The organism is Bacillota bacterium (genome assembly GCA_023511485.1).
Taxonomy (GTDB): domain Bacteria; phylum Actinomycetota; class Aquicultoria; order Aquicultorales; family Aquicultoraceae; genus CADDYS01.
Window position 1 is genome coordinate 24354 of sequence record JAIMBH010000025.1, and the last position, 13233, is coordinate 37586.

A 13233-nucleotide genomic window follows, 5' to 3' on the forward strand; every position below is an offset into this window, starting at 1 on the left:
CTAATCCTCGTACTTTTTTATAAGTAAGCTAGCGTTATGTCCGCCAAATCCGAATGAGTTTGAGAGGGCAGTGCTTATATCTTGTTTAATTGAATGGTTTGGCACATAGTTAAGGTCACATTCGGGGTCCGGATTCGTAAGATTAATTGTAGGAGGGACTATGCTATCTTTTAGTGCGAGAGCACAAGCTGCAAGCTCGATAGCTCCTGCGGCTCCAAGCAGATGCCCTGTCATGGATTTAGTCGAACTTACCAAAAGTTTGTATGCATGCTCGCCAAAAAGACCTTTTATAGCCTTTGTTTCGGCGATATCTCCTATTTCAGTAGATGTACCGTGTGCATTTATGTAATCGACCTTTTCTTTCTCGATTCCTGATTCTTCAATGGCCATTTCCATCGCCCGCATGGCTCCCCTGCCGGTTGGATCCGGTTGGGTTATGTGATAAGCGTCTGCGGTCACGCCGTATCCTACTATTTCAGCATATATATCGGCACCTCTTTTTACCGCATGGCTCAACTCTTCAAGGATTAAGATACCCGCTCCTTCGCCCATAACAAAGCCGTCGCGCTCGGCGTCAAACGGCCTACTAGCCAGCTCAGGCTCATCATTTCGCGTCGACAGGGTTCTTGCTCCGCAAAAAGCTGCAACTCCTAGCGGTGTTATGGAAGCCTCCGCACCGCCTGTTATCATGATGTCGGCCGTACCGCGTTTTATTGCTTCGAAAGCTTCTCCGATGGCATGACTGCTTGATGCGCATGCGGATGTTGTGCAAAAATTAGGCCCTTTAGCCCCAAACAATATTGAGATATGCCCTGCGGCAAGGTCTGTTATCATCATGGGAACGACAAACGGGCCAACTCTCCGTGGGCCTTTTTCAAGAAGAATCTTCATTGACTCCTCCATCGTTCCGAGACCGCCAATGCCAGAAGCAACGATAACACCCGTCATATCAGCATTTTCCGGTGTTATTTCAAGCTTAGCATCCTTTAGGGCAAGTGACGCGCCAGCAACTGCAAACTGTTGGAAGCGATCCATGCGTCTTGCCTCTTTTCGGTCAAGAAACGTGGCTGGGTCAAAGTCGGGCACCTCTCCTGCTATAGTTGTCGGATAATCAGAGCAGTTGAAACCTTGAATCCGTCTTATCCCTGATTTTCCATTTACAAGGCTGGACCAAAATACTTCCTTCCCTACTCCAAAGGGCGATATAATTCCTAACCCGGTTATGACTACTCTTCTAACCATAGCTTCCCACCGGGCTTACTGCATTTTCATACTCTCTCACGAGCCTTTTGAATATCTCCTTTACTGATAAGATGTCTTTTATCTCACCGATACGCTCACCGCAAAATATTAGACCGTTATCAAGGTCCCCTACTCTGCCCCTTTCAAGAGCGTCAAATATACAATAGTTCCTTTTGCATTCTTTTAAGCATTTGACACAGCGCACCTTTATCTTCTCTTTGCCAGTAGCCATTATTCGCTTAACAAAACTGTTTTTTAGAGCGCGGCCCGGCATTCCGACGGGGCTTTCCACCAAGACCACATCTTCAGGTTTTGCATTTACGCAAGCCATTTTCCATGCAATATCAGCGTTCGCTTCATTGCTAAGGGCGAATCGCGATCCCATCTGCACGCCGCTTGCTCCTGCATGCAAGGCCCTCGCTATATCTTCCCCGTGTAAAATACCGCCTGCGGCAATTACAGGTATTCTGACTGATTTTACTATCCTTGGCAGAACATCAAACATCGGCTCTAGGGTTCCGAGATGGCCGCCTGCCTCTTTTCCCTCTAAAATAACTGCAGCTGCGCCTGATTTTTCTGCAAGCTTCGCTGCTTTTTCAGAAGATACTATCGGCACTAAAGGTATTTTGGCCTCGGAACACCACTTGTACGCGTCTCTTGATATTCCAGCGCCGGTTACTATAAGATCAATGCCTTCCTGAATTGCAGCTTTTACAAGGTTAGCAAATTCAAGTACGGCTACCATGACATTAATACCGATTATGCCGTCGCTCTGCCGCCGAGCCGCTCTTATATTTTCAACTAATTCTGGAGGCTTTATGCCAGACGCAGCTATTAGCCCTATGCCTCCCTCGTTTGCTACTGCCGATGCAAGCTTGGCCATCGATATTCTAACAGCCATGCCTCCTTGTATTATCGGCAATTTAGCCACTAAATCGCCTATTCTAAGGCTTGGTAAATTCATTTTAATTCCTTCTATTAACCAGGTTGTAAACCTTCAAAACTATACCTTGTGCTCGATATACTCGATTACATCCTCTACGGTGCTAATAGAAGCAGCATCCTCATCTGGAATCTCAATATCGAACTCCTCTTCCATAGCCATGATCAACTCAACGATATCTAGGCTATCTGCTCCAAGATCGTCAATAAAGGATGTTGTCGGCTTTACTTCATCCTCATCGCAGCCTAACTGCTCAACTATAATATCCTTTACTTTTGCAAAAATCTGACTGTCAGCCATTTTAGCACCCCCTTTCATATATAGGATGCAGAGGTCTCAGGCCAGGGGTGAAGGGTTTAAATAACCCTTCTGGACCCTGCGGTAACTTTCAACCGTGCACCCTAGAAATTACTTATATATTATTTGAGTTTTTAAATCCAGCCTATCAGCGATAGTTTCTTAAAAGCTTAAGAGTTTAAATAACCCTGCCCCAGGTATCTGGTTTCTGCACCCTACATAATCATGCCACCGTCTACAACCAGAACCTGTCCGGTTATGTAACGTGCATCATCAGAAGCCAAAAAGACCACAGAAGCCGCAACATCATCTGGCTTGCCAAAAAACCCTAGGGGTATCTGCAGCCGGGCCTTCTCACGTACATCGTCGGAAAGTTTCTTTGTCATATCCGTTTCGATAAATCCCGGCGCGACTGCATTTACTCTTATATTTCGGTTCGAAAACTCCTTTGCTAGAGCTTTTGTAAGTCCGATGATACCGGCCTTTGATGCTGCGTAGTTGGCCTGCCCAGGGTTTCCAGCTAAACCAATAACTGAGGATATGTTAATAATTGAACCTCTTTTCTTCCTAAGCATTGTCTTGGCAACCGCTTGGGTAACATTGAATATTCCTGTAAGGTTAGTATCGATAACCGCTTGCCAATCTTCTTCTTTCATCCTTATAAAGAGATTGTCCCGCGTAATTCCCGCATTATTTACAAGGATATCTATGGGCCCGAGCTGTTTTTCGATGTCGGATACAGCCGCAACAACCCTGTCCTTATCCGTAACGTCTGCCTCTAAGAAAAGCGCCCTTTTGCCAAGATTGCTGATAGCGGAGATGACATTTTTGGCGGCGTCTTGATCGTGGCCTGTAAAGGCAATATCTGCACCCTCTTTGGCTAGCCTTATGCAAATTGCCTCACCGATACCACGAGTTCCGCCTGTTACAAGGGCTATTTTTCTATTTAATCTCATTAAATTAACTCCTAATTTTATAGCCTCTAGTCCTTAGCCACTAACTGCTAACTATCAGCTTTATTTATATGTTTTAGGCCGACTGCTGACAGCTGTTGGCCTACGGCTGAACTAACAATTCTTTAAATGCTCAATAACTTTATCTAATAATTCCGGCGTTTCGGTTGGCAACACTTCAACCTGCTTATCGATTCTCTTAATAATTTTTGAGAGAACTTGCCCCGGCCCCACTTCAATAAAGGTTCTTATCCCCAAACCTATCATTTGCTCTATTGATTGTTGCCACTTAACAGATGTAGACATCTGCGTTTGAAGCGCTGCCCTTAATTCTATAGCTTCCATGGCTGGCTTTGCTAGCGTATTCGGCACAATAGGTATATCAGCGCTTAAGAAAATATAATTATCGAGAAACTTTGTAAACTGGTTCTCTGCATTTGTCATCATTGCAGAATGAAATGCTCCGCTTACAGGCAACTCGACTACCTTTTTAACACCGATATCCTTAAGCGCTTTGATAGCCATCTCCTCTATATAAGCTTCGACCGATATCACAATCTGTCCGGGACAGTTATAGTTTGCCACCGATATGGTACCATGCTCAGACAATTCGCTTACCATAGCGTCAACATCTCGCATATCGGCACCTAGAACCGCAAACATTTTACCGGGATATTTATCGGCTTCTTTGCCCATTAACTCAGCTCTTTTAGCAACTATACGCAATCCGTCAGAGAATTTCAAAGCTCTTGCTGCTGTTAGCGCTGTGTACTCACCCAGGCTATGTCCGGCCATAATTTGCGGTTTAAATCCATAGTTATCAATGACCCTAAAGATGCCCATGCTGAGTATATAGATGCACGGTTGCGTATGTACAGTATTGTTTAGCTTTTCTGCAGGCCCGTTAAGGCATATATCAAGATAATCCACGCCTGATATTTCTTTTGCACGGTTAAAGGTATGCTCGATATCATGGTATTTATCGACCATATCCTTACCCATGCCTATATATTGGGAGCCTTGCCCTGGGAAAACAAAAGCTATTCCGTTCATTGCCATAAAATCAGTCCCTGAAAGCTTTGTAATTTATGGGTTAACAGGCAAACAATGCCATACCAAAATCCAGGAGTTAGGAGATTTCTAACCCATCACAGGTTCTCCCTCGCAGGAGGAGAACACTTAATTGGTAATTGAAGATTGACAATCCTCACGCATTTACCGGTTTAGCTATAATATCTTGCAGTCCGGTTATTATAGCCTCTGCATCATTTACCATTTCTTTGATAATCTCGGCGGCCGGTTTGATTTCTTTTACAAGACCTGCAATTTGTCCCGCCATTACGCTGCCATGATCAACATCGCCGTCTTTAGCCGCCAGCCTTAACTTTCCAGCTCCAAATTTTTCAAGCTCTTCAATCGAATATCCTTCTTTTTCCATACGGTCGAACTCTCTTGATAGCTTGTTTTTTATTACTCTTACCGGATGACCGGTCGAACGGCCTGTTACCGTGGTATCTCTATCTTTTGCCGCGATAATTTTTTGTTTATATCTTTCATGTACTGTGCACTCAGTTGCACACAGGAACCTTGTCCCTACTTGTACTCCCTCTGCACCAAGGGAAAGCGCCGCAGCAAGGCCCCGGCCATCTGCGATACCCCCCGCTGCGATAACTGGTATGCTAATCGCATCAACAACTTGTGGAACCAGCGCCATCGTAGTTAATTCGCCTATATGACCGCCTGCTTCTGTCCCTTCCGCAATAACTGCGTCTGCGCCTGCCTTCTCCATTCTTTGCGCCAACGCGATAGAAGGAATAACAGGAATCACTTTCGTTCCTATTTCTTTAAAGCGCTTAATAAGAGAACCCGCATTACCAGCACCGGTCGTGACGACTGGTACATGCTCCTCGTAGGTCACTTCAATTAATTCGTCTATGTGAGGTGTAAGCAGCATTAGATTAACGCCAAAGGGCTTTTTGGTTAACTCCTTCGTTTGCTTAATCTGTTCGCGAAGGACATCTGTGGGCATATGGCCGGCCCCGATTATGCCAAGGCCTCCTGCATTAGATACTGCAGCCACTAGCTCAGCGGTTGATACCCAGGCCATCCCACCTTGAATAATGGGGTACTCTATCCCCAACAAATCACAAAGTTGAGTTCTTATCACTACCCTTCCCTCCTAATGCCACCTAATAACATTGGCCCCCCATGTAAGACCGGCTCCAAACCCAACAAATACTACAATATCGTCCCGTTTAAGCTTGCCTGTTTTGTACAGGTCAAAAAATGCCAATGGAATAGATGCTGTCGATGTATTACCGTATTTCTCTAAGTTTACAATTATTTTCTCTTTACTGATACCAAGCCTGTCAGCTGCGGAGTTTATAATTCTGATATTGGCTTGATGAGGTACCAGATAATCTATATCAGCAACCGTTAGCCCAGCTTTGTCTAAAGCTTTGATGACTGCTTCCGGTAAAATTCTAACCGCGAATTTAAATACTTCGTTGCCGTTCATCTGAACGTAGTGAAGACCATTATGAACCGTATCTTCGCTTCCCGGATTTGCCGATCCTCCAGCCGGAATCTTAAGCAAATCAGCTCCGGAACCATCTGCAGCGAGGTAGCTTGATATCAATCCATAACCTTCATCAACCGCCTTAAGGACAACCGCACCAGCCCCATCGCCAAAAAGTATACAGGTGGACCTATCTTTCCAGTTGATATGCCTTGTAAAAGCATCAGCTCCTATTAAGAGAACGGTCTTGTACATACCGGATTCTATAAACTGGGAAGCTATAGTCATGCCATAAATGAAACCTGTGCATGCCGCTTGCAAATCAAAAGCAGCTGCGCCGCTGGAATTAAGTTTTTTCTGCACAAGGCAAGCGGTAGATGGAAATATCATATCAGGTGTTGAAGTAGTGACCAAGATAAGTTCGACTTCACTTATGTCGATACCTGCGTCTTCCAGAGCCAACCTTACCGCAGGTACTGCCAGATCGGAGGTTGCGGTGTTGCCATCTACTACTCTGCGTTCTGCGATACCGGTTCTGGTCATTATCCATTCGTTGCTTGTATCAACTATTTTCTCAAGGTCGAAATTTGTGAGTATTTTTTCAGGAGTATAGACTCCCATGCCAACTATCCCGGCAGAACTTTTAAACATGAACCGACGTTTTTCCTTTCAAATCCTCTTTTATTTTCGACACCACTCTGCCTTCAACTGCATTTACGGCCTGCAAAATAGCGTTTGTAATCGCCTTTGCCGATGAGCTGCCGTGACAGATGACGCATACACCATTGACGCCAAGTAGAAGCGTACCCCCATATTCCTCATAATCAAGCCGTTTAATCATTTTCCTTAGGCTCGGCTTTAGAAGAAGGCTTCCGATTTTTGCTGGAAGTGAACTATTTGCAACATCTTTTAATTCTTTAAAGACCTCTTTAACAAGACTCTCTGACAATTTCAAAACAATGTTCCCTGTGTATCCGTCACAAACAATTATATCAACTGTCCCGCGTGCGATATCGCTACCCTGGACGTTTCCATAAAAATTAAGACCCGATCTCTCGAGAAGCGAATAAGCTTCTTTTACAAGGTCATTTCCCTTTGTCTTCTCCTCGCCTATGCTAAGAAGGCCAATTGATGGATTATCTATCTTTAGAACAGAGCTGAGATAAGAGTTTGCCATAATGGCAAACTCCAGCAGATTCTCAGGTTTGCATTCAGCATTTGCTCCTGCATCCAGAACGTAAGTGTTTCTCTTCTTAATAGGAAATCTAACTAGTATTGCAGGTCTGGATATCCCCTTTATCCTACCCATTATCAACAAAGCCGCCGCCATAACAGCGCCTGTGTTTCCTGGAGTTACTAGCGCCTGGGCTTTTCTTTCCCTGACCAACTTACTGCCCACAACGATTGTCGACTGGCTTTTGTTTCGCACTGCCCAGGCAGGCTCTTCATCCATTTCAATTACTTCTGGTGCATTCTCTATCCTTATATTGCCTGGATGCCCTGTCTTATCAAGCTCTGCTCCGATTAGATCTTCTGGTCCCAATAACACAATGTCTACGTTACCGACGAGCGAAGCTGCATTTACGCAACCCTTAATAATCTCTGCCGGGCCACGGTCACTGCCCATCACATCAACTAGTATTGCTGACTTCTCCATGCGTATTGGTACCTTATTTCCTCGTTCTGTTTATTGAAATAAGCTGTCACTACGATATCTGGTTCGACTGTTAAGAAATTTACTTTTAAGGCCGTTCTTTACACCTGATTCTATTAAACCTCAAAAGCATGTATTAGCAAAACCCGTTAATATAATAGGATAACATGATATCAGTTATCTAGTGGGGGTCTACTTTTCAGGCTTTAGCCTGTAAGCAGTTGCTAAATATTAAGATTACAGGATTTGCATGTACCGAGGCAATAGTAACTAGCTGCAGATTCATCTACGGATTCATGCTTTATATATAAGCTGGTTTCGAGCTCCCGCCTAGCACAGACCGCCGACCGGCAAACTCTATTACCCGAGCTGCTGCTGAGAGAGTGTTATCAAATTTAGAAATATCTAAATTCCAATATCGTTAAAGAGCGCACTATAGTCAACGGTAGACTTTACAAGATCGTATACCCTCTGAACCTTTTGGGCTTGGTGTATTCGTACTTTTCCGATTAGCTCGTCAGTTTTTTCTACTGCGGCTGCAGTATCCATATCTACCAGTATCATCGGGACGCCTAAATCTTCGGCCCTGGCTAAAACAATTGGGCTTGGTTGGAGATTACCGGTAAGTATTAAGGCTTTTGTAGGCGTCTCAAGTGCCGCAAGTTGGACGTCAGCACGGTCTCCTCCGGTTATAACCGCCTTATTGGCCGTCCTTTGAAAGAACCTTAAAGCTTTTTCTTGCCCCATGGCGCCCACCATAAAGTTTTCTACAAACTCATCCATTTTGTCGCTGGCAGTTAAAACCGTTCCGTGGAGGGTTTCGGCTATCTCCCCAACTGTAACTGACATAAGCACCCGATCTTTAGGTATGATACCGTACGTTTTAATATCCCTGGTGATAAGGTATGACTCTATCATATCCACTACAGGTCTTTGGCTGCTTTCTACCTGGTTAAAAATAACTCCCTTAAATTTATCTCCGATTAAATCACGTGCTTCTAGGATGTCATCGACTACAAGCTCGGAGCGGTATTTTACAATCAATACAACATTTGTGTTTAAAAGTGAAGATATCTGAAAAGCAGCTGCATTTATAAAACGACCCTCGTTAACGTCGGCCCCATTTTCGAGTAATACGACATCTTTTCCCTGCGATATCTTAGTAAACGCTTGCTTAATTATCCCAGCGCTATCAATTCCTTCTCCTTTTAGATGGTCGTGCATGAACTTACGTGTGAGGGAAATCGGCGCAACGTCCTCTATGTCGTTTGCTATGTCAAGACGCTTGAGGACGTAATAAGCATCCAGGTCAACCGTTTTATCGTCAACACGTCCTGGAGTTGTGCCTATTGGTTTCATATAACCGATTTTCTGTCCTGCCTCTTTCATTAAAAGGCCAAGACTTAGACATATGCCTGTCTTTCCCGCATATGCTTCAGTCGAAATAACATATAGGGTAACCATCTCCCTCACTCTCCTATCGTAATTCTTACGTCGGCCGCCACACCACCCAGTCCTTTGTTTAGCACCATAAAAGGATTGATATCCATCTCTATTATCTCAGGAAAATCAGTGACCAGTTGCGAGACCTTAAGTATTGTATCTGCAATAGCATCGATATCGGCGCTGGGTTGTCCTCTCACTCCACGCAAAAGTGCATATGCATTTATCTCCTGTATCATCCTAATGGCTTCTTGTTTTGAAACAGGTGCAACCCTAAATGATACATCTTTTAGGACCTCAACGTATATGCCGCCAAGACCAAAGAGGATTAAATGTCCAAACTGTGGGTCTCTATTGACTCCGATAATCGTCTCGCGAGCGCCCGTTACCATCTCTTGGATACATATGCCCCAGACTATTGCCTGCGGCATGAATCTCGCTACATTGTTTAAAATGCGATTGAAGGCCGCGACGAGTTCTTCCTCATTTTTCACGCCAACAGCAATACCGCCTACATCGCTTTTATGAAGAATATCCGGTGAAGCGATTTTTAAGACAAGCGGGAATCCAATATGTTTGCTTACCTTAAGGGCTTCGTCAACATCGTGGGCGAGAACGCACCTTGCTATATTGATGCCGTAGGCATCAACGACTTGGGATGCCTGGATATCCGGGAGATTTCGCCTGCCCAATTTTCTTGTTTCATCAAATATCTCGCGCACAGTGTTTTTACGGACCTTAAAAGTCTCGTAAGTTTTCGGTGGCTCTAAGCGATAGCTCATGTGTGATAGTACTGCTGCTACTGTGCCGATAGCTCGCTCAGGATAGTAATAATTAGGAATCTTGTTCTCGGTAAGAATTCTTACACCTGAGTAGACATCGGATCTCCCCATAAAACATGCGTAAATAGGCTTATCTGGATATTGTTGAGACATAGTTGCGATAGAGCGCGCCGTTTCATCTATCTCGGTCATTGCCTGTGGCGTTAGGATGACAAGCATAGACGAAACATTCTCATCTTTTAGAACAATCTCCATTGCTGACCTGTATCTGTCAGCTTTAGCGTCACCTAAAACATCAACCGGATTATACAGGCCCGCTGCTGGTGGTAATATCTCACGCAGGGCATCAATGGTCTCTCTGTTAAAAGATGCAAGCGGCACACCGTATTTCTCGCATGCATCAGTTGCCATGATCCCTGGGCCTCCTGCATTGGTCAGTATTGCTATGTTTCGGCCCTTGGGTAACGGCTGGTAGGCAAATCCGACAGCATAGTCAAACAGGTCCTCAACAGAATTTGCCCTAATTATTCCACTCTGCCGAAATGCACTTTCAAACGCTTGTTCAGAACCAGCAAGAGTTCCTGTATGAGATGATACTGCCCTTGCACCGGCATCGGTTACGCCTGATTTTATGGCTATAATTGGTTTTTGCTTAGAAACCTTAGCCGCAATATTCATAAACTCACGGCCATGGCTTATTCCTTCCATATAGATGCTTATGACCCTGGTCTGCTCGTCGTCTCTTAAAGCCTGCAGGAGGTCTATCTCATCTATGTCTGCTTTATTGCCTAAACTTATAAATTTTGAAAAGCCTATTTGCTCGGCTTTTGCCCAATCAAGAATTGCTGTAAGAAGAGCGCCCGATTGCGATATCATCGCTATATTGCCAGTGTACGGCATTTCTTTAGCAAACGTTGCATTTAAGCTGCATCCTGTATTGGCAGCCCCTAAGCAGTTTGGGCCCAAAACTCTAATACCGTAGCGGTTTGAGATATCGATAACTTCTTTCTCAAGACGCGCGCCCTCAATGCCGGTTTCTTTAAATCCTGCAGAAATAATAACCGCCACCTTAACTCCCTTCTCGCCCGCTTCCTCCATAACCTGGGGAACCAGCCTGCTCGGGACTACGATGACGGCAAGGTCAACTCTATCTTGGATATCTTTTATAGATGCATAAACGGGCTCGCCATGGATTTCCTTTGCTTTTGGATTTACGGCGAAATATTTGCCCTTAAAGCCGGCTTCTCTTATGTTATCAAAAATTTCGTGGCCGACATTTCCCTCTTCACGGCCTACTCCAATAACCGCAACTCCAGCCGGACAAAATAAATTCTCTAGCATCTATACCACCTAAAGAGGGTTTATAGTGCTTATTCCCAATTATTCTACTTCAAGAACTTCTCTTTTGTTGTAATATCCGCATGATGAGCAAACGCGGTGGGGTAGTTTTGGCTCATGGCATTGCGGACACTCAACCAGCGTCGGGCCTGATATGGCTTTCCAATGGGCCTTTCTTGAGTTCTTGCGTGCATGCGAGGTTCTCCTCTTTGGTACTGCCATTTATATAGCACCTCCCCCAATAAATTTGCCTATGCTTGGCTTCATATAATATAGACTAATATTAATAGAACAAGAAAACACTATACATCTAAAGATAAAAGCCTGCAATTTGGCAGGCTTTTGCTAGCATGCAAATAACAGCATTATTTTACATGCGCACGTGCTATATGTCCAGAAATCCCGGAAAATTTCTAATTGCCTGGCCTTATAGAGTAAGAGTGCCGATGCCTTAAAGTGCGAACGTTAACCAGCAAAAATTTTGCGCTTTAAGAGCCCCAGGTCTTGCCAGCTTACCAATCGATCTCATGTTTTTACCAGTATTTGCCGATATTATAGAAGAACCATGGATATTAAGGCCTTCTTGTCATTTGTTCTGAGCGGCCAGTTTAGTTCTTAAAGTAAAAGAGGTTGCCGCATGGCATTTTTTGAAGATGTTGAGGTCTTCCAACAAAGAAGGCGCCAGCAAGCTGAATATATCCGACGGCTGCAAGAGGAAAAAGAACTTTTTGTGGCTTCCTCAACATCGAAGGTTGTCGAGATACTCAGGGAATTTGCCAGCAAGGCCCCGCTTGTTGTTCCCCATAAATTTGTTCTAACCCCAACTCATAGGAGGAAACTGGCCTTTTTTGACGGGTCTCATTCTTACAGGCCGGTTATTGAAATGCCCGATGTGATGCTCGTTGAATTTGGGGTTGGCCTTGCCAAAATTGAGAGCAGTATACGTGATTGGAATGAGGTATATCTAGATAAGGCAGGCCGTTATCACTGCTGTGAACGTATAGTCGTTCCTTACGGCGAGGGATCTCAGAAATCATTCAGTTTATATAAAGGGATTCTGTACGAACGAAACCTTGCAAGATCCCTGCTTGAAGCGCATATTGAGAACAATATTCTCGAATATTCCCAAATCAACAACAACTGGACAGACCTTAATACGTTCTTAGACTTCCTAGTAGAACAGCTTGATGCCTATTTGGCCGATGATAGGTAAACTTTAATACCAGCCTCTTCTTTGGTGGAAAGCCTTAGCTGCAAGCGGTGTTCCGTAGCGGCGTTTAATATATTCACATCCGGCTTTAGTTTCGCTTGCTGCATCACCGAGCACCATCCAGTGTGGCGGGTTTGCAAGCTGGAATAGACCCTTCCACTTTCCATTTTTGCTAATAGTTCCAGGGACCGTAGCTTCATGTGCGCATATCCAAACAAGCGCATCAAGCTGTGCAGGGTCAGGCCAGTATTCAGCCCCAACTTGTCTAATTATGGGCTCTACGCTTACGGTTCTTTGCGCGCCTCTCGAAATAGAGATTCTTCTTTTTGCCAGGCTACGGCGTCTCCGATAACGTTTGCGTTTCTTCTTTAGCTTTTTAGATTTTTTGTAACTTGTTTTAATATGCTTGGCGGAACTTGCGACCGTTTTTACTGGAGCCGCTTCAGCAAAGCCTCCTGTTAAAGTTGCTAGGAAACAGAAACTGGCAAAAACGGCTGTGGCAATAAACTTCTTGCTTTTCTTACTGCTGCTTAATTCCATAAATCTTACCTCCACTTTGTAAACGACTCATATTATTCCGATTGAACTTTCTTTAAACAGTAGGCTTTATGGCTTTTACGCTTCCTCCAAAACGACCTTATTGAGCAAGCGCAGCCGCCTATATTTAGCCTTGATGCCGGCTGCCTTATATGCATAGACATCAACCAAGGCCACGCTAAAGCAATAATTAACACATGGATTTTACTGCCCAGGGATTAATAAAAAATTTATTAGGTTTTGTCTAAGGCTTTGACCTGGATATGTTGAGGTGCTAACAGTTGTGGTGAATCTATTGCTGGGGTGAATTTACTGC

General features: G+C 44.4%; 13 protein-coding genes. 1 reads left to right on the forward strand and 12 read right to left on the reverse strand.

The annotated features are described in order from the left end of the window. The 11 genes from fabF to rpmF all read right to left on the reverse strand — a co-directional run bounded on the left by fabF (position 1) and on the right by rpmF (position 11392). Positions 1–1242 (reverse strand): beta-ketoacyl-ACP synthase II, encoded by a 1242-nt coding sequence (gene fabF / locus K6T91_08735; protein MCL6472878.1) that lies wholly within the window; start codon positions 1240–1242, stop codon positions 1–3. Then, positions 1235–2206 (reverse strand): nitronate monooxygenase, encoded by a 972-nt coding sequence (locus K6T91_08740; protein MCL6472879.1) that lies wholly within the window; start codon positions 2204–2206, stop codon positions 1235–1237. Before K6T91_08740 ends, fabF begins: the two co-directional genes overlap by 8 nt. 39 nt (positions 2207–2245) lie before the next feature. Beyond that, the gene (acpP, locus tag K6T91_08745; GenBank protein MCL6472880.1) at positions 2246–2485 is read right to left on the reverse strand and encodes an acyl carrier protein; all 240 of its coding nucleotides are present in this window, start codon (positions 2483–2485) and stop codon (positions 2246–2248) included. 212 nt (positions 2486–2697) lie between these two features. Then, on the reverse strand, positions 2698–3438 hold the full coding sequence (fabG, locus tag K6T91_08750; protein MCL6472881.1) for a 3-oxoacyl-[acyl-carrier-protein] reductase: 741 nt from the start codon (positions 3436–3438) through the stop codon (positions 2698–2700). Positions 3439–3549: 111 nt separating this feature from the next. After that, a complete protein-coding gene (fabD, locus tag K6T91_08755) occupies positions 3550–4494 on the reverse strand; it encodes an ACP S-malonyltransferase (protein ID MCL6472882.1) in 945 nt (314 codons plus the stop codon). Positions 4495–4642: 148 nt separating this feature from the next. Then, a complete protein-coding gene (gene fabK / locus K6T91_08760; protein MCL6472883.1) occupies positions 4643–5602 on the reverse strand; it encodes an enoyl-[acyl-carrier-protein] reductase FabK in 960 nt (319 codons plus the stop codon). Between the two features lie 12 nt (positions 5603–5614). Then, positions 5615–6604 (reverse strand): ketoacyl-ACP synthase III, encoded by a 990-nt coding sequence (locus K6T91_08765; GenBank protein ID MCL6472884.1) that lies wholly within the window; start codon positions 6602–6604, stop codon positions 5615–5617. After that, the gene (plsX, locus tag K6T91_08770; protein ID MCL6472885.1) at positions 6597–7610 is read right to left on the reverse strand and encodes a phosphate acyltransferase PlsX; all 1014 of its coding nucleotides are present in this window, start codon (positions 7608–7610) and stop codon (positions 6597–6599) included. Before plsX ends, K6T91_08765 begins: the two co-directional genes overlap by 8 nt. A gap of 402 nt (positions 7611–8012) precedes the next feature. After that, on the reverse strand, positions 8013–9080 hold the full coding sequence (locus K6T91_08775; protein MCL6472886.1) for a phosphotransacetylase family protein: 1068 nt from the start codon (positions 9078–9080) through the stop codon (positions 8013–8015). Next, positions 9077–11173 (reverse strand): acetate--CoA ligase, encoded by a 2097-nt coding sequence (locus K6T91_08780; GenBank protein ID MCL6472887.1) that lies wholly within the window; start codon positions 11171–11173, stop codon positions 9077–9079. Before K6T91_08780 ends, K6T91_08775 begins: the two co-directional genes overlap by 4 nt. Before the next feature lie 39 nt (positions 11174–11212). After that, a complete protein-coding gene (gene rpmF, locus K6T91_08785; protein MCL6472888.1) occupies positions 11213–11392 on the reverse strand; it encodes a 50S ribosomal protein L32 in 180 nt (59 codons plus the stop codon). Between the two features lie 415 nt (positions 11393–11807). Here rpmF and K6T91_08790 point away from each other — a divergent pair, with 415 nt between their 5' ends. Beyond that, entirely contained in the window at positions 11808–12383 is a 576-nt protein-coding gene (locus K6T91_08790) for a hypothetical protein (protein ID MCL6472889.1), read from the forward strand. Positions 12384–12386: 3 nt separating this feature from the next. On the opposite strand, the gene K6T91_08795 is transcribed toward K6T91_08790, so the two are convergent. Continuing rightward, positions 12387–12920, reverse strand: coding sequence for a hypothetical protein (locus K6T91_08795; GenBank protein MCL6472890.1), 534 nt, complete (start codon positions 12918–12920; stop codon positions 12387–12389). Positions 12921–13233: the final 313 nt, after the last annotated feature.

Bases quoted from the DNA above. Each gene is read 5' to 3' on its own strand.
- acpP (MCL6472880.1), bottom strand. From the start codon at position 2,485: ATGGCTGACAGTCAGATTTTTGCAAAAGTAAAGGATATTATAGTTGAG.
- K6T91_08790 (MCL6472889.1), top strand. From the start codon at position 11,808: ATGGCATTTTTTGAAGATGTTGAGGTCTTCCAACAAAGAAGGCGCCAG.
- fabD (MCL6472882.1), bottom strand. From the start codon at position 4,494: ATGGCAATGAACGGAATAGCTTTTGTTTTCCCAGGGCAAGGCTCCCAA.
- K6T91_08740 (MCL6472879.1), bottom strand. From the start codon at position 2,206: ATGAATTTACCAAGCCTTAGAATAGGCGATTTAGTGGCTAAATTGCCG.
- plsX (MCL6472885.1), bottom strand. From the start codon at position 7,610: ATGGAGAAGTCAGCAATACTAGTTGATGTGATGGGCAGTGACCGTGGC.
- K6T91_08780 (MCL6472887.1), bottom strand. From the start codon at position 11,173: ATGCTAGAGAATTTATTTTGTCCGGCTGGAGTTGCGGTTATTGGAGTA.
- fabG (MCL6472881.1), bottom strand. From the start codon at position 3,438: ATGAGATTAAATAGAAAAATAGCCCTTGTAACAGGCGGAACTCGTGGT.
- K6T91_08795 (MCL6472890.1), bottom strand. From the start codon at position 12,920: ATGGAATTAAGCAGCAGTAAGAAAAGCAAGAAGTTTATTGCCACAGCC.
- K6T91_08765 (MCL6472884.1), bottom strand. From the start codon at position 6,604: ATGTTTAAAAGTTCTGCCGGGATAGTTGGCATGGGAGTCTATACTCCT.
- fabF (MCL6472878.1), bottom strand. From the start codon at position 1,242: ATGGTTAGAAGAGTAGTCATAACCGGGTTAGGAATTATATCGCCCTTT.
- rpmF (MCL6472888.1), bottom strand. From the start codon at position 11,392: ATGGCAGTACCAAAGAGGAGAACCTCGCATGCACGCAAGAACTCAAGA.